At 56.7% G+C, this 16,604-nt stretch carries 16 protein-coding genes; 7 read left to right on the top strand and 9 right to left on the bottom strand.

Annotation, left to right across the window (positions count from 1 at the left end; all coding sequences use genetic code 11):
• Window positions 1–231 precede the first annotated feature (231 nt).
• From PSR62_RS14500 to PSR62_RS14480, 5 genes are all read left to right on the top strand, one after another.
• Complete coding sequence (locus PSR62_RS14500) at window positions 232–1,131, top strand: universal stress protein (RefSeq protein WP_274403711.1); 900 nt, start codon at window positions 232–234, stop codon at window positions 1,129–1,131.
• A gap of 82 nt (window positions 1,132–1,213) precedes the next feature.
• The gene (locus tag PSR62_RS14495) at window positions 1,214–2,188 is read left to right on the top strand and encodes a universal stress protein (protein WP_274403710.1); all 975 of its coding nucleotides are present in this window, start codon (window positions 1,214–1,216) and stop codon (window positions 2,186–2,188) included.
• Between the two features lie 30 nt (window positions 2,189–2,218).
• Window positions 2,219–2,644, top strand: coding sequence for a hypothetical protein (locus tag PSR62_RS14490; protein WP_443217429.1), 426 nt, complete (start codon window positions 2,219–2,221; stop codon window positions 2,642–2,644).
• A gap of 38 nt (window positions 2,645–2,682) precedes the next feature.
• Window positions 2,683–4,311, top strand: a complete 1,629-nt coding sequence (locus PSR62_RS14485; protein ID WP_274403708.1) for a bifunctional aminoglycoside phosphotransferase/ATP-binding protein — start codon at window positions 2,683–2,685, stop codon at window positions 4,309–4,311.
• Window positions 4,312–4,344: 33 nt separating this feature from the next.
• Window positions 4,345–5,394 carry a dihydroorotate dehydrogenase-like protein gene (locus PSR62_RS14480; protein ID WP_274403707.1) on the top strand — a complete coding sequence of 350 codons (1,050 nt, stop codon included), beginning with the start codon at window positions 4,345–4,347 and terminating at the stop codon, window positions 5,392–5,394.
• Window positions 5,395–5,454: 60 nt separating this feature from the next.
• Here PSR62_RS14480 and PSR62_RS14475 read toward each other — a convergent pair whose 3' ends face one another.
• Window positions 5,455–6,507, bottom strand: a complete 1,053-nt coding sequence (locus PSR62_RS14475) for a class I fructose-bisphosphate aldolase (RefSeq protein ID WP_274403706.1) — start codon at window positions 6,505–6,507, stop codon at window positions 5,455–5,457.
• A gap of 619 nt (window positions 6,508–7,126) precedes the next feature.
• On the opposite strand from PSR62_RS14475, the gene PSR62_RS14470 reads away from it, so the two are divergent.
• Window positions 7,127–7,558: a hypothetical protein gene (locus PSR62_RS14470; protein WP_274403705.1), complete on the top strand. Its 432-nt coding sequence runs from the start codon at window positions 7,127–7,129 to the stop codon at window positions 7,556–7,558.
• Window positions 7,559–7,661: 103 nt separating this feature from the next.
• Here PSR62_RS14470 and PSR62_RS14465 read toward each other — a convergent pair whose 3' ends face one another.
• From PSR62_RS14465 to PSR62_RS14430, 8 genes are all read right to left on the bottom strand, one after another.
• Entirely contained in the window at window positions 7,662–8,156 is a 495-nt protein-coding gene (locus tag PSR62_RS14465; RefSeq protein WP_274403704.1) for a hypothetical protein, read from the bottom strand.
• Window positions 8,149–9,147 carry a hypothetical protein gene (locus PSR62_RS14460; protein ID WP_274403703.1) on the bottom strand — a complete coding sequence of 333 codons (999 nt, stop codon included), beginning with the start codon at window positions 9,145–9,147 and terminating at the stop codon, window positions 8,149–8,151. Before PSR62_RS14460 ends, PSR62_RS14465 begins: the two co-directional genes overlap by 8 nt.
• A 99-nt stretch (window positions 9,148–9,246) precedes the next feature.
• A complete protein-coding gene (locus tag PSR62_RS14455) occupies window positions 9,247–10,644 on the bottom strand; it encodes a glutamate decarboxylase (RefSeq protein WP_274403702.1) in 1,398 nt (465 codons plus the stop codon).
• Window positions 10,645–11,012: 368 nt separating this feature from the next.
• Entirely contained in the window at window positions 11,013–11,321 is a 309-nt protein-coding gene (locus PSR62_RS14450; RefSeq protein ID WP_274403701.1) for a hypothetical protein, read from the bottom strand.
• A 217-nt stretch (window positions 11,322–11,538) separates the two neighbouring features.
• Window positions 11,539–12,630: a SecDF P1 head subdomain-containing protein gene (locus PSR62_RS14445; protein WP_274403700.1), complete on the bottom strand. Its 1,092-nt coding sequence runs from the start codon at window positions 12,628–12,630 to the stop codon at window positions 11,539–11,541.
• Window positions 12,631–12,708: 78 nt separating this feature from the next.
• Window positions 12,709–13,437, bottom strand: a complete 729-nt coding sequence (locus tag PSR62_RS14440; RefSeq protein ID WP_274403699.1) for an NYN domain-containing protein — start codon at window positions 13,435–13,437, stop codon at window positions 12,709–12,711.
• A 575-nt stretch (window positions 13,438–14,012) separates the two neighbouring features.
• The gene (locus tag PSR62_RS14435; RefSeq protein ID WP_274403698.1) at window positions 14,013–14,438 is read right to left on the bottom strand and encodes a DoxX family protein; all 426 of its coding nucleotides are present in this window, start codon (window positions 14,436–14,438) and stop codon (window positions 14,013–14,015) included.
• A 110-nt stretch (window positions 14,439–14,548) separates the two neighbouring features.
• A complete protein-coding gene (locus PSR62_RS14430) occupies window positions 14,549–15,001 on the bottom strand; it encodes a hypothetical protein (protein WP_274403697.1) in 453 nt (150 codons plus the stop codon).
• 498 nt (window positions 15,002–15,499) lie between these two features.
• Here PSR62_RS14430 and PSR62_RS14425 point away from each other — a divergent pair, with 498 nt between their 5' ends.
• Window positions 15,500–16,507: a 3-keto-disaccharide hydrolase gene (locus tag PSR62_RS14425; RefSeq protein WP_274403696.1), complete on the top strand. Its 1,008-nt coding sequence runs from the start codon at window positions 15,500–15,502 to the stop codon at window positions 16,505–16,507.
• Window positions 16,508–16,604: the final 97 nt, after the last annotated feature.

Raw genomic sequence — 16,604 nt, 5'->3', positions numbered from 1 at the left:
GTCAATCGAAATCCTGTGGTGTGGAACTGGACGGTATCAGTTGAGTTAGCAAAGCCGGGACCATGTGCAATACCGCGAAAAAAGGCGGCCCACATCGCTCTCCAGCCGATCCACCCCGCTCAGATGTGCACCCACGCACGCGTTGCCTTGGGAAAGCAGAGCGATTTTGCGGAAAGTTCTCTTTGGCACCCCGCGTGCGTCAGCTCTCCCAGCAACCCCTAAGAGAGTTCGATGAAAAAGATTTTGCTGACCATTGACGGTTCCGACGCTTCGCTCGACGCCGCTCGTTTCCTGGCTCGCTTGCCACACGCGGAATCGATGGAATTGACCGTCGTCACGGCGATCACGGAGACCCCTTCGCGAAGAACATTTCTGGCGGATGGATGGAGCGAAAGTTGGATCGCGAGAAAGCACGATCAGGCCAAGCAGTCGTTCAGCAAAGTCCAGGAGTACTTTCAGGATGCCGACATCGATTGGCGTCAGGTCATCCGCCAAGGCCAGCCGGGCGAAACCATTGTCGCGGTTGTCAAGGAAACTCAACCCGATTTGGTGGTGATTGGATCGCAGGGCTACTCAACCGTTGCTCGCCTCCTGCAGGGCAGCGTCAGTGATTACGTGGCAACCCACGTCCCCTGCAGTGTTCTGGTGGTGCGGCCCAATTCACAGTTCAGCGGACGTCATCGCCTGCGGGTCGCGATTGGCTGCGAATCGAGCCAGCCTTCCGAGAATGCCGTGGAAGAATTCGCCGAGTTTGGCTGGGCCAGCAACAGCGAAGTGCGTGTGTTGTCGGTGACAGACAACATGGATGACAACGAACAACCCAACGATGCTCCCGCAACCGAAGTCATTGAGAGTGTGGTGGAACGTCTGAATGACGTCGCCTCCACCACTCAAGGACATCTGATTCACTGCGACCACATTGGTGATGGCTTGGTCGACTACATCGAAACCAATCAAGTCGATCTGGTGGTGGTGGGGGAAACGCCCCGAAGCGACCTGGGACGAGTTCTGTTGGGCAGCACCACGCGATTTGTGCTTCGACATGCTCCCTCAAGTGTCTGGATCGCACGCAATCGATCGCTGCCGGGTGCTCCCATAGATGCAGTCCTTCAACATTCCACGGCAACCTGATTGTGTCTCAATGAATTGCCACGGCCCTCTCGATCTGTGAACTCCCAATCCCTTGCCTTGCCAAACCTCGGCTACCAATCCCATGCAAAACTTCACCAACATTCTCGTGTACGCTGGTACCGAACAACCACAGACTGCAGTTTCGCGGGCGACAGATCTGGCGCTCGAAAACAATGCAAAACTGACGCTCATGGATGTCGTCAAGCCGATCCCCAAGGCGCTGGGCATGATGACCGATGTGGCGAAACCAGAGGAATTGGAAAAGCTGGTGGCGGCAGATCGCCGTCGTCGTTTGCTGGATCTCGCAGCGGACTACTCTGACACCGGCTTGACCCTGGACGTCGCGGTTGCCATCGGCGACCCAGCCACCGAGATCACTCGCCGGGTGCTCCAGGAAGAACATGATCTCGTCGTCAAGACGGCCGACGGATTCACTGCGGCCGAACGCTTCTTCGGAAGCATCGCGAAATCGCTTCTGAGATTGTGCCCTTGCCCCGTGTGGTTGCTCAAGCCGGACATTCACGGGGAATTCGACCAAGTGGTCGCGGCGATCGACGTGGAAGCCGCGAACCAACAACACCGTGACTTGAACCGTCAGATTCTGGAGCGAGCGTATTCCATCGCCCAGCGTGACAAAGCTCAATTGCATGTCGTCGCCGCTTGGCAAATGTGGATGGAAGATTCAATCCGTCGGCACGCGGGCGATGACGCGGTGGACCTGGCACGCAAGGATCACGAAAGGAAGGTCCACCAAGCGCTCGACGAACTTCTGCAAGCCCCTTACGCAGACGCCGCTGACGTGCACTTGCACCTGCGACAGGGAGCCCCCGCCGAAGTGATTCGCAGCGTGGCGGACGAAGTCGAAGCGGATTTGATGGTGATGGGAACCGTTTGTCGTTCCGGCATCGCAGGAATCCTGATTGGCAACACCGCAGAAACAGTCATTCCCGACATCACCTGTTCGTTGCTGGCGCTCAAACCCAAAGGATTTCTCTCGCCCGTCGAAATGTCGCAGACCTCGTTGATCGAAGATGATGAACCACTTCCTCTGATTTAGCTGAACGTCATGAAAAGCACTTTCTCAATCATGCTTGCCGGTTTTGTGTTGTTGTTGACGTCCGTGGTGGCGTTGACTTTGCAAGCGGACCCGCCATCCGACAACGTCCCATTGAGCCGGACAACCAAACTCACCCCGCTGATGCGGTTGAAGCTGGAAAGGTCCAAAGCAATCTTGGAAGGGTTGACGCTCGAAGACTTTGACAAGATCGCGTCCAACGCTCGATCGCTGAAATTGCTGAGCACGGAGTCCGGGTGGAATGTGATTCAAACACGAGAGTACGCCGAGCAAAGTCGCGACTTTCAACGTGCAACCGATTTGATTGCCGAAGCCGCAGAGGAAAAGGACATCCATCGGGCCACGATGGGGTACGTCGCCATGACGGTTCATTGTGTGGAATGTCACTCCTACATGCGAAAGCATCGAGACGAATTGATTGAGTTACCTCGTGAATAGTTGATTGGCCAAACGCTTTTTTGGGGGATCTAAATGTGATGAACACCACAACAGACATCCAGCCAACCCTGGATGGCTTGATCGCTGGTTTGAAACACCCCCAGGCGTACCCGCATTCGATCGAATCCCCGGTTCTCGTTCACGAGACGCACCTCTCGGTTGTGCTCTTGGCTGGTGAGTTTGCGTACAAGATCAAGAAGCCCATTCAGACGGACTTCCTTGACTACAGCACGCTCGCCCTGCGGCGACATTTCTGCGAAGAAGAGCTGCGTTTAGATCGTCGCTTTGCCAAAGGTCTGTACATCGGAGTCGTGCCGATCACTCTCTCCGGGGATCGACCGACCATCGAAGGGAAAGGCGATGTGATCGAGTATGCGGTCAAGATGCACCGTTTTTCTTCCAGTGCCCTGCTCAGTGAACGGGTTCAAGCAGGACAACTGACCACCAAGGAAGTCGTCCAACTGGCATCCACCATCGCGGGATTCCACCATGACGCGGCGGTTTGCCGCGATCGCATCGCTGAACAGTGGCCTGAATTCTTGCAGGCGAACATCCCTCAGACGATCGAACAGGTTCTGACAACCGCGGATGCCTCGACCGCGGCGACCTGCGAAGTGTTGCGTGACTGGACAACCGAGTTCCAGGCACAGCATCAACGCTTGCTGGCCGATCGGATTGCGGCCGGCTTCATCCGTGAATGTCACGGTGATCTGCACTCAGCCAACGTGGTGTGTTGGCAAGGCCAGTTGGTTCCCTTCGACGGCATTGAGTTCAACGACCACCTGAGATGGATTGATGTTCTCAGTGACGCCGCGTTTCTGGCGATGGATTTGGCAGCGCGGGATCATCTCGATCTTTCACGCACCTTCCTCAACGCCTACTTGGAATGCACTGGCGACTACCAATCGTTGGAATTGCTGAGGTTGTTCTTGGTTTACCGAGCCCTTGTGCGGGCCTTGGCCGCATCGATGCGGAAGGATGCGGAGGACGCTCGCCATCATGTCGACTTGGCCTATCGGTTCACGTTGCGTGAGACACCCCGATTGTGGATCACGCACGGCGTCAGTGGCAGTGGAAAGACAACGCTCAGTGAGGCGGTCGTGCAACGCCACAACGCGTTCCGATTGCGCAGCGATGTTGAACGAAAGCGAATGTTTGGGCAGTCGGCGAGGCAGCGTTTGAATGCTGACAACCTGGGCTTCGAGAGCACAGGGCAACCCGATCCAGGGCAACCTGATACGGGGCCTCCGCACACAGGACCTCCCAATCCTGCTTCCCAGGACACTGCCACCCCGAACAGGGAGACGCTGTACTCGCCCGAGGCCAATGAACAAACCTACCAGCGTCTTTCGCAACTTGCTCGCCGGATTCTCGCGTCCGGTCACAGCGTGATCGTTGACGCCACCTTTCTACGACGCGCTGACCGCCAACGGTTTTACGAGCTCGCCGAACAAGCTGGCGTCCCCATCGCCATCCTGGATTGCCACAGCGATCTTCAAACCCTGCGTCAACGCGTTGCCGATCGGATGGCACATCGGCATGACGCCTCGGATGCTGACCTCGATGTCCTGGACCGACAACTGGCCCATCGTGAACCACTGACGGACGCCGAGCGAACGTTGGTGGTTGAGATTCCTGACTTGGCTCAAGTGGCCGAATCGCTTTGAACCGTTCTTTTCTCTCGCCAAGGATTTGAAGCAATGACTTTTCATCTCAACACTCATTTTGGTGGGCTCGCGTTGGCTTCCCCTGTGATCGTCGGTGCCTCCCCGATGTCCATGAATGAACACACGCGTTTGGCCATGCAACAGGCTGGGGCTGGCGCGATCGTGTTGCCGTCGTTGTTCGAAGAACAAGTGATCGATTGGAGCTGGAACGCGGGACGCAAGATCACGGCTCGAGAAAGAAGCCTTCTGGAACGCTCCGATCGAACCCAGCACCACTGGGTTTGCCCCGACGCGGATTCCTACTTGGCACTCGTCAACCGAGCCAGTTCTCTGCAAGACATCCCCATCATCGCCAGCCTGAACGGGTTCACTGCCGGTGGCTGGATGGACTTTGCAGGTGAATTGCAGGAGGCCGGTGCGGCCGCCATCGAACTGAACGTTCATCATTCACGCCCCAGCGACTTTACCAGTTCGGCGGAAATTGAAGCGACCATTCTCGAAGCCATTCGGGAAGTCGACGCATCGATCACCATTCCCTTGTTTGTCAAACTCGGCCGAAACTTCACGAGCTTGCCGCACCTCGCTCGTCAATTGCTGTCGGGTGCCCAAGGGATGGTGCTTCACGGACGAGCCCCCAAAACGGACATTTGCCTGGACACGCTGAAACTGGCCAGTCGCTGGCGACTCACCCATGAGAGCGATGAAATGGAATCGCTGGACACGCTGATGCAGGTCCACGGCTATTGCCCCGCGATGCCATTGGCGGCCAACGGCGGGATTGGTCATGCCGATCACTTGATCAAGGTGCTGCTGGCGGGAGCGGACGTGGCCATGGTGACGTCGGCGATCTACCGGGAAGGCCCAGATGTGATCCGGTTCATGCTGGACGGTCTGACGGAATTCATGGAACGACATCAGATGCAATCGATGAGAGAGCTGCAAACACGCCGCCCGCTCGAATTCACCAGCGATGAAGACAGAACCGCCTACATCGCGGCATTGACAGCGCACCTTCACAGCAGCGACACACACCTCCCGCCCCCGAACCTGCACGCGGACCGCTGGGGCCATCCAGCGACGTGATACCGAGGGCCACCAGCGTCCCATCGTCTGCGGGGCCAACGCTCTGCGGTGCCAGGGCAATCAAGCGATCGAAATCGCCTTGTCGAGGTAGACGTCCTGAATCCGATGCAGCAGTTCGACTCCCTCCTTCATCGGACGCTGGAACGCTTTCCGACCGGAGATCAAACCGGTTCCCCCGGCTCGCTTGTTGATCACCGCTGTTTTCACTGCCTCAGCGAGATCCGAAGCGCCCGAGGACGCCCCGCCAGAGTTGATCAATCCCGCACGGCCCATGTAGCAGTTGGCCACTTGGTAACGACACAGATCGATCGGGTGATCGGTGGTCAATTCGTCGTAGACCAAGGGGGAGGTTTTGCCAAATTGGATCGCGTTGAAACCACCGTTGTTGGTTGGCAGTTTCTGCTTGATAATATCGGCTTGCAACGTGACGCCCAAATGATTCGCTTGCCCGGTCAGATCCGCGGACGTGTGGTAGTCCTGGTCCGTTTTGAAGGCTGGGTTGCGAAGGTAGCACCACAAGACGGTCGCCATTCCCAATTCGTGAGCGTGTTCGAACGCCTCCGCTACCTCAACCAGCTGACGACGCGATTCTTGGGAACCAAAGTAAATCGTCGCTCCGACCGCGACGGCCCCCATGTCGAACGCCCGTTCGACACTGCCAAACATCACTTGGTCGTAGGAATTGGGATAGCTGAGCAGTTCGTTGTGATTGATCTTCACGACAAACGGAATTCGATGGGCGTATTTGCGTGACACAGCCCCCAGGACACCCAGAGTGGACGCGACCGCATTGCAGCCTCCCTCCATCGCCAGTCGCACAATGTTCTCTGGATCAAAGTAGTCCGGGTTGGGCGCAAAGGATGCCCCGGCGGAGTGCTCAATGCCTTGGTCAACAGGAAGAATTGACACATACCCCGTCCCGCCAAGGCGGCCATGGTCAAAGAGACGCGCCAATTGGTTGATGACCCGTTGGTTGCGGTCGGTTCCGCACACCACGCGTTCTAAGAAATCGGGCCCAGGAAGATGCAGCCGACTTTGGTCGATCGTTTCACAATGGTGCTCAAGCAAATGAGGGCCAGCGGGGCCCAGCAGTTCTGTCGTGGATTGGGGCATGGTTTTCTCGGATTCGAACCTCGCGGCAAAGGGCAGTCGCCATTTTCGCTATCCACGCAGAACAAACGCTGCTCTTCAAGTGCGAAGGACGACGATCACTGACCGCTCGATCCCAGGGAAAGGAATGGAACAGTTCTCTTCCTTGCAATTCCTGATCCGTTTGCGAAATTCGCTGAGTTGACCGTGGCGACGTGCATCGCCGCACGATGGCTGGATTCGAGTGGCTCACGAGGACGCCCAGGCACTCTTTCCCCCAACCAATGCCGTGGTGTAAACGAGTGAGGGACAGAAACGTCCAGCCCTGACGATGCTGAGCAGGTCGGCAGGAGTGATCAAGCACAACCCTGTGAGCCGTTTGGGCGTTAGCCCCGGTTGTGCGTGAACACCGTGGCTAACGCCAGCGGCTCACATACCCGATGACACCTGCGTACCTGCTTACCGAGTGCCAGTTTTCATGTGCTCATTTGCACGTTGTGATCGAGAACGCACCGATTTGGGCTGCGAGCACAAAATCTGGCACCGGCATAGGCTTTGCCCCGTTGGATGTCCCGTCACGTTTGCTGCTCGATTCTATCTCTCTCACTTTCAACGCTTCCCCTTCCACAACGGAACCAAGTTCATGCGTCTTCTCATCATGCTCGCTCTCACCGCTCTCTGGCTCACCACCGGAATGGCCCAAACGCCCAGCACTGAAGCGGGCACCAAGGCTGCATCCGACGACACGATTCCGAAGGAAACCGGTGAACGCTCCCTCGATTTTTGGATGCAGAAAAAGCTGGACTACTCCACCGGAATTCTGCGTGGGCTGTCGATGGGGGACTTCGACCAAATCGAAGCCAATGCGAACCACATGCGGTTGCTGAACAAAGTCGAAGGCTTCGCTCGCAGTCGCAATCCCGACTACCGCAATCATGTCCGCACGTTTGAGCGAGTCACCAACGAAGTCATTCATCAAGCCAAGAAGAAAAACATCGACGGCGTCACGTTGGCCTATCACCAATTGACCACCAGTTGTGTCCGATGCCATCAATCCCTTCGCGAAGCGGAGTGATCGGGAGACGCGTGTGCGTGTGCTCCCGATCAGCAACCACTCGCACTCATTTGCTTTCTCCGGCACATCGTGCCGGTTTGGTTGGCGAAGACCTGAGTGTTGGTCAGACTTGCTTGAATCGCCAAGCACTTTCCGGCAACTCGATCTCCGGGTTGGCCTTGGCCAACGCCGCGTAAAGTTTCGCTCGATTGTAGTGGTGGTTTTGCGTGATTCGGATCCGCTCGCCGGATTTCATGTGCATCCTGATCGAGCTGAAGTCGGATTGTTGCTGATGAGTCTGCTTGATTTCAACGATCTCACTCACCGGCACTGAAAACGACCCATTTGCAGACAAAGGATCGACCACTTCAAAGCGGTCCGCGTTCACGGCCATCCGAAACGTTCCGTTGCGGATCCAAAAGAAAAGGGCGGCGGACAGCAGACCAAGCTCCACCAATGGCAAAACGATTTTCACCCAGTCGAACAACTGGTCCTTCGCCTCGGATGGTTCGATGAACTGATGAGCCGCCCAAGCCATCAGGAGCAACACCCCCATGTTCAGCAATAGTGTCTTTGCGGTCTGTCGATGTTTTCTCTGGTAAAGATAAAGTTCACTCATGTTCGCATGGGGCGGAGAAGGGAAGGGGGACTTCAACAAGTTCACTTGCGGCTTCTTGGGGTTCCTCGCCTGAACCGGGCGACTCAAACAACGTCAACAAAGCGCCGATCAGGAAGCAAACCGCGCCCTGCAACGTCCACGCCGTGGAAACCGTGATGGCACGCTCGCTCATACCTCCAGGAAGCACGAAGGCGAAGCAGGCCGAGATCATGAACCCAACGCAGCCTAACAAATTGATCCAAACAATCCACCACGTCAGACTGCGTGGCTGAAACGCCCAGTGGGCATGACATGTTTCGATAAATGCCAAGTAGCCCGATGCCAAGAACAAAATGGATCCCACCAAGTCGGGTCCCCACACGACCAAGTCTTGCTGCAGCCAATTCAGCGACGGGGACATCGCGTCAAACGTATTGAAGTTGAACAGCACCGTCCCGACGAATTGCAACGCACTGCTCAACCAGCCGATGTCCCGCGGGTACCAACCGAATCCGACCGGTCGGTCCAGTCCACCGTCGTCCAGTCGAGCACTGGCGGTGGCGGCCTGAAACAACTGCAACCCTGCTGCGGTCGTGAAAGGAATCGAACCGGCAAAGTAAATTGCGTTGAGATGATCCCCCGAAACGGTGCCTTCCATCATCCAAGGAAACAAGCTCCCACAGCTGGCGACCACAAAGCAAGCCGCCCCGACTGCGAAGACAGTCCCAATCCAAGCGTTCAAGTATTCCGCCGAGAAGATCCCGGCGACACGTGGAAAGGCCCGCGGAATGGTTCCCTTGCGATGCGGCCGAGAATTCCAGACCTGCCGTGTTCCCTCTATGAGCCGAACGCTTCGCGACACAAACGGCCACGCCCCGGAGGCTTCGATCACCGGCGGCAGGTCCTCGGGATGGTCGCTGGTCAAGGGCATGGAGGACTCCGTTTGATTCATTTCAGCACGCATCACAACTCGGGTGCCGATCGAAGCAGTTCGGCAGGAGTCTTTCAGCATTTGGGACTTTTTTTAGGTAGCGTCGTTGCTCCCACGTACAACCGGGGCTAACGCCCAAACGGCTCACTTCGTTGCACCCGATCATTCCTGCCGACCTGCTTAGTGAGTGAATCCCGAGGCTTCGGTGGCTGTCATCGCGGTGTGAACAGGATGCTTTTCAAAGTGCTCGATGGCTCGTTTCATGTCTTCGACCAGGATCGAACTCAGGTCACGACTGACACCGTGCCGAACCAAGACTCGCTGAATCACCAAGTCTTCTCGGTTGGCAGGAAGCGCGTAGGCGGGCACTTGCCATCCTCTCGTCCGCAACCGGTCAGCAAAATCGTACAGCGTGAATCCTGGATCTTCTCCCGCTTTCATCTTCCAGCACATCGCTGGGATCCCGGAAGCCATGTCCCCATCGTAGATGACCTCGAACGGCCCCAGCTTTTCGATCTCTCCGGCCAGGTACTTCGCCGTTTCGTAACAGGCGGTGTGGGTGCGGCGATAGCCTTCCCGTCCCAATCGTAAAAAGTTGTAGTATTGGCAAGCGACTTGGCCGCCCGGCCGGGAGAAATTGAGCGCGATGTCACGCATGTTTCCGCCCAGGTAATTCACCCAGAAGATTTCTTCCTCTGGCAAATCGGCTTCCTCTCGCCAGATCACCCATCCCACTCCCAGTGGCGACAGACCAAATTTGTGTCCCGACGTGTTGATCGATTTCACCCGCGGGAGTCGAAAGTCCCAGACCAGTTCTGGGGCGCAGAACGGGGCCAGAAATCCGCCGCTGGCTCCATCAACGTGCATCCGGATATCGATGCCGGTTTCTTCTTCGAATCGATCCAGGGCTTCTGAGACGGCTTGGACGGGTTCGTACTGGCATGTGAAAGTCACCCCCAACGTTGGCACCACCCCGATCGTGTTCTCGTCACAACGCTGGACGACTTCTTCTGGCGTCATGATCAGACGATCCTGCTCCATCGGAATCTCGCGCAGTTCGATGTCCCAGTAGCGAGCGAATTTGTGCCAGCAGACTTGAACCGGTCCCGTCACCAGGTTGGGGCGATCGATGGGCTTGCCCGCCTCCTTGCGACGTTTTTCCCAAGCTCGCTTCATCGCCATCCCGCCTAGCATCGCGGCTTCACTGGAACCCGTCGTGGAGCATCCGATCGTATTCGCTGACGCGGGAGAGTTCCAAAGATCCGCCAGCATGTGGACGCAGCGTCCCTCGATCTCCGCTGTCTGAGGGTACTCATCCTTGTCGACCATGTTTTTGTCCATGCAGTCGTCCATCAACTGCCGCACCTCAGGTTCCGCCCAGGTCTGGCAAAACGTGGCCAAGTTCTGACGGGAGTTGCCGTCCAGCATCAACTCGTCCCGAACGGCGGAGTAGACGTGCTGGGACGCCTGCTCATGACGCGGGAATTTGAACTTCGGCATTGCCTTGGAGAGATCCGACGAGGCATAGACTTCGTCGTCGATGAATTCGCGAATTTCATCTTTGCTGTGCAGAGGCATGGTGCTTCCTTTCGGTTTGGCCGGAGAGTGCGCGGCGAGGTGACGCGGCGATACGGCGGAGCTTGCGGTCACGTGTCGTGAGCGGAGGTTATAGCGGACCACCGCCTATCGCGCGGAGCCGACCTCGGCAAGTGGTTGGCTCGTCCGAGTGCGTTGCCGAGAAGCACCGCCGGGAGGCCGCCAAGAAGCCCGGCAACACCGGCCGGGAGGAGCCTTCAAAGAGTCACGCGAAAACGAAAACTGCCAACACTCATTGCCCCTTTGAGTGTTGGCAGCGATGGTTTGCGACCAGCAAAGCGAATCATCGCCCGCCGGAGTACAAACCATCATTCACTGGCGTGAGGTTTGAAACAAGGTGAACATCTGCATCAGGTTCCCGACGATTGCGTTTTTCCGTTTGCCAATGCATTCTTGATCACACCCACAATCGCTAGCAGCGCGCCACCCCCGACGCCGCCCGATGCGACGCTTCCAAGAATGGCCGATAAATCCATCGCTCCGCTCGGTCCCGCTGTCATCCCGAGCATGCCCAGCAGCTGACCACCGAGTCCGCCGCCGATGATTCCGGCGATCGAATTCCCGACGATTCCAAGATCAAGCTTCTTGACCAGTTTCGCGGCTGCATTGCCACCCCCTGCACCGGTGATCAGTTGGATAATAAGAGGAAGGTATTCCATGGGATTGGCTCAATCAAAAGAAGAGAAGAACGTGGAGTCAATCAAAGACGCGTTCCTCCGCAACCAAACCCGCAGCCCCCGCGCGATATGCGCCCATGTGAGATCAAAAACAATCGATCATCCATCACCAGCCAATCACTCCGTGCTCTCGGTGGCAAAGCCAATGCCCTTGCCTCCCCCAACAAGCCGCCGGAGCTTTCTTCGAGCAGACCTCGACTCACTGCAAGATTGAATCAAAGAACGAGTAGGACGTGTTCACCTGCAATTCGGAAACGGGCTGCGGGCTGAGTTTCGCTGGCAATTGCCCCGCTCTGAGAAGCTGCACGATGAAGTCCACTTCCATCTGAGTGAAATCGCCGGTGATTCGTGCCTCGCCCTGGATCGGACCGTGGATGTTCGGAGCGGTTAGCAATTGATCATCCAAAATGATGCCCAGTTGCGTGAGGGCAGTTCCCGCAGGAGCGTTGGCCTGGGACAGAGCCAACATCTTCTGGCTCCCCGCTTCCGTGAAATGAATTGCGAGGGAAGGCAAGCCGTTTTCATCGAACGTGGCCGCGGCGTATGCCAAGTCTTGATCGCCTATTGCTTGCGTCTTTTTATTCACTGCCAACACATCAATGGACTCGATGCCTTGGCTGTCCAACCACCGAGCCATTTTCACTGGGCTGCCGTTCCCCAGCTGCGACTCGGGCAGCGAAATCAGTTCCCCGGTGCGGGAGTTCCGCGCGATGGGTGATTTCAACTCCACCTTCAGCGGAGCGACTTGATCGGCAAGCGCCGCTTCGGCTTCCACGCAAACGGTGACCCATCGCCCAACAACGTCTCCGTTTTGATCCTGTACATCACGCTGGGTCGACGGGGCATCCGATGTTCGCTGGACCAATTCCCAAAGAGACGCCTGACGGGTTCGGTCTGCAATCGGAAGGAATCGCAACACGCCAGCGGACTCCAGCAAGTCCTTCGCAATCTTGATTTGGGTCGGATCACGCGTCGGCAGAATGATCTCGATTTGCTCATCATCGACGGCATTGACTTCCAGTCCGATGCCGAACAACTCGCCCATGCGACGTCGCAGCGGGACTTCCATTTGTTCGCTGGCAACGATGGCGGATTGCGAATCCAAACGCTGGATTGAGTACACCAACTGGGTTCCCGCCACAGTGCGTTGCAACGTCAACAGCGATGCGACGCCAGCGATCAACGCCACCAAGAGGAACACGCCCACCGCGATCAAAATGCCCAGCAGCCAACGGGCGGATCCGTCATTGGATTCCAGTTGTTCCTGGGTCGCACTGCTGTAATGAATCATAAATTGGGCAATCAGAGATGTCGTGCACAAAGGAATGGAGAAGGTGACGCGGCGACTGCACGCTTCCTCCACCGAAAATCATTTTTTCAGCCGGACACGAACAGAAGCTTGCCCGACCTGTTTACTCTTCTTGACTTCAAACAAATCGATCGCATCAAACAAGTCGCTGAGTTTCTTGAATCCGTAGGTGCGATGACTGAAAGGGCTTTGGTTGGAAATATGAGCACCGACCGGCCCGAGTGCCGCCCACCCGTCTTCATCGGCAGCTTCCTTCACAGCGGTTCGAAGCGTGTTCATGAGCTGGGTGTTCTGTGTGAGCGACGACACCGAGCTTTGCCGCTTCTGATTCTGCGGCGTCTTGCCATTGTCGTCTTCGTCCAAGTAGATGAAATGACTGCATGCCATGACGAACGGTTCGGGCGAGTTCTGCCGCCCAAATCCGATGACTTGCTTGCCATCTTCACGCAAGCGGCGGACAAGCGGCGTGAAGTCACAATCGGACGAGACCAAACCAAATGTCTTGACCTGTTTCGTGTACAGGATATCCATCGCATCAATCAGCAACGCCATGTCGGTCGCGTTCTTGCCCTTGATCAAGTCGAAGCACTGAGTCGGTGCAATCGCGTATTCATGCAGCACCTTGACCCAGCCTTCCAGCCCTCGCTTCGTCCAATTCCCGTAAGCCTTGCGAATGTTGACGACGCCGTAGGTGGCGAGCTCGGAAATGATGAAATCGATTTTTGCGGCGGGCGCGTTGTCAGCATCAATCAGCAGGGCGATGCTGCCTGGGGGGCTTTGTTCAGGCATGAATGTCGATGGCTCCGGTGGGACGGTGTTTCAGTCAGACAGTGACGCACCGTGAGAATAACGCGTCAAATCAGGGAATCGAGTGTCCTCGCAGTGAATCCCGCCAAGAAACAAAAAGCGAGGTGCGAGCAGCTGAAAGAAGCCATTCGGCGAACCACGCCAATGCATTTTCACTTCAACACAGACGTCCATTGTAGCGAGACAGAGCGCAGCCAGGCATTCCACGCCAACCAAGGTGACGGGCAGCAAACGAAACGAACAGAGGAGCGTGCGATCAGCGACAATCAGGGCTTTCCAATCTGCGTCGATGAAACAATCATCGTCGGCATCGACTCGCCAAGTAGGCCGGATCAAGGAACGAAGTGACGCCGCTCCGGCATCCCCCTGTCAACTGCCGGAACAGCGTTTCGCTTGGTCCGGCCGACATGGCAACATGGGTTCGACGCCGATCAAACCTGCCCCCTTGGTTCTTCCATGAGGTGGATGGGGATACACGGACTGGACGCCAAGCCCACGGCAGCCAACCTCCAGCGGGACCTTCGGTTGCCTGGGACCGGAAGTGCGACAGCACAGAGTTAGCTCTCTTCGCTCCCACTCTTCCCGAACAATTTTTGATCCAGCGAGATTGCGCCGGGGCCCGTGAGAAAGATCACGGCGTATGTCGCCAAGTAGACCGCGGCCAGCTCTTTGACCTTCCACGGGTCACCGCCATGCACCAAGAACAAGGCAACAAACATCGTGAACGCGAGGCCCGCAACCGCGACGCGTGTTCCGAGCCCAAGGATCAAGAGGATGGAGCACCCGACTTCGGTGGCGATGGCGCATACGAGGCTCAGTTGATGTCCCATGCCGAGCGGGTCGGGGAATCCTTCCGAGATCGTTGAGAAGCCCATGACTTTTTGCAGGCCGTGAACCAGCATGAAGCAGCCGAACGCAACGCGTAGAGCGAGCAGACCCAATGACACTTGCTGGGAGGTGCCGAGTAGCAATCGTTGTTTCATTGTTTTTTGAGGGAACGAGAAAGTGGTTTCTTGGATGAGCGAATGCGATTGAAATCGCCCTTCCAGCCGTCTTTCCGCCAACCGATTCATGGAGTGACCACGGTCACCCATCAAACCTCATCGCTGTTACCTTGCGAATCGAGACTCGCGGCGATGGTTGGACCAGCGAAGATCGGTCGATACCAATCGAAGTGGCAGTGAAGGAGCAACGCACACGCTCCGAAATCCAACAGACCAATCAACAGGTATTGATGAGCAAAGAACGACACGTAAAGCAGGATATTGAATGCGTAGGGTAGCGCCATCAGAATCGCCAGCGCGGCCGTCCGGCGAAAGAACATCAAGCCGCCCACGACCGTTTTGAAAAAGCCGACCCAAAAAATCAGATAGCCCGTCTCCTCCAACGCGAGCATGAACCGGCCAAGATCATCCGGTGGATCGCTGACCGGGTACCCGTTGAGACCAAAGCCCATCGTCATGATCCCCGTCCCAAACAGGAAGATTGCGAACAGCAACCGCGTCACCAACGCGAGACGCGGAAGTCGAACACTGCGTTGATTCATGAAAAGGACTCCAACGGGAACACGCGACTTGAGAATGCAAGCTCGTCCGTCTGCCTGGAAAACAAGCCGACAAAAAGACCAACCGAACCATTTACCTGCACTCTACAGATAAACAGCCGTTTGTCAACGCTCATGACCGACGCATGCCGAGTCCGCCCCACAGTTCCTCGCCCACGACAAACAGCTCCAGAGACGCACCGCAGGCGCCGGCACATCCACCCGTCCAAGATCACCAACGTTCCACTGCTCGACGTGAGCCAACGAAAAGGCCCCCCTTGTTTCGCTCGCGAGAAAAGAGAATCGGGGAATCGGACGCTTTGAACTGAACACGGGGGCTTGGAGCAAATCTGTTCAAGCACCGGATTCTCGGCGATACCGGTGACCGGTTTTGCTTATCATTGCCTTCGCCTTGATCGCGGTTCGGCGTTTCGCCGCGACGACGATCGCCCTCCGTCTCCCTCGTTCTCCTTTTCCTCTCGTTTACTCTGCAAGACCGTGATGAAGCTTCTTTCTGGTGCTCGTTTGACCGGCGTGGTCGTGTTCTTTGGCCTCGCGACATTCCTCGTGGGGGCGGTTCACGGCGAATCGGTTTCATCGGGGTTGCTTGGTGATTGGTCGCTGGACCTGTCCACCGGGGAACCGGCTTGGATGAGAGTGGAAGAGCAGGCTGGCAAGCCGGTTGTGTCGTTGCGGATTTATGTTGGCTCGGCGGGGCCATACCGCAATGTCGAAGTGATCGACGGACGTGTCCAATTTGAGATGGTCAAGAAGTCAAAAGGCAAACGCGTGAGCACGACCCGTGTGAACGTCGGATTGGTGAACGGTGAGTTGGATGGTGTGATGGTGAGAACACGTGCCAATCGGGAACCAGAACGCGTGAACTTTACGGGAACGAAGATCTCTGCCATGCCTGCGGAGCGTCCGGACCTTTCCGAGGTTCAGTTCGCGCACCCGATCAGCTTGTTCAATGGAAAGGACCTGTCCGGTTGGAAGACTCATGAGCCGGACAAGAAGAATGGTTGGTCGGTGGTCGATGGTGTGCTGCAGAACAACACGCCGAAGACCGATTTCAGTGCGACCGGTGACCACGCCAATTTGAAGACAGAAGCATCGTTTGAGGACTTCTGGTTGCACCTTGAATTTCTCGTTGGGCCACAACGCAACAGCGGGGTCTACTTGCGAGGCATGTACGAGGCTCAAGTGGTGGACCGTGACAGTCGGATGCAAGGGATCCAGGGTGTCGGCGCGATCTTCGGTGAGATCCCACCTTCGAAGAACGCGGGGCGAGCTGGAGGCGAGTGGCAAACGTACGACATCACTTTGGTGGACCGTCACGTGACCGTGGTGCTGAACGGTGAGAAGGTCATCGACAATCAACCGATTTCTCGACCGACCGCGGGTGCGATCCACACGAACCCGGATGAGCCCGGACCAATTTACTTGCAGGGCGACCACACCAATGTGTCGTATCGCAATCTTTCTTTATCGCCCGTGGTCAAACCGTGAACGTTGAGTTGGCGTGAAACGCTCCGTTCACACAGAACCCAATGCATCGAAAGGTTGGTTTCGCTACAACAAAGCCCCCCCCTCTCCAGCAACCGCA

This window comes from Rhodopirellula sp. P2, assembly GCF_028768465.1.
Taxonomy (GTDB): domain Bacteria; phylum Planctomycetota; class Planctomycetia; order Pirellulales; family Pirellulaceae; genus Rhodopirellula.
The sequence above is the reverse complement of the archived record's forward strand: the minus strand, read 5'-3'. Positions and strand labels throughout refer to the sequence as shown.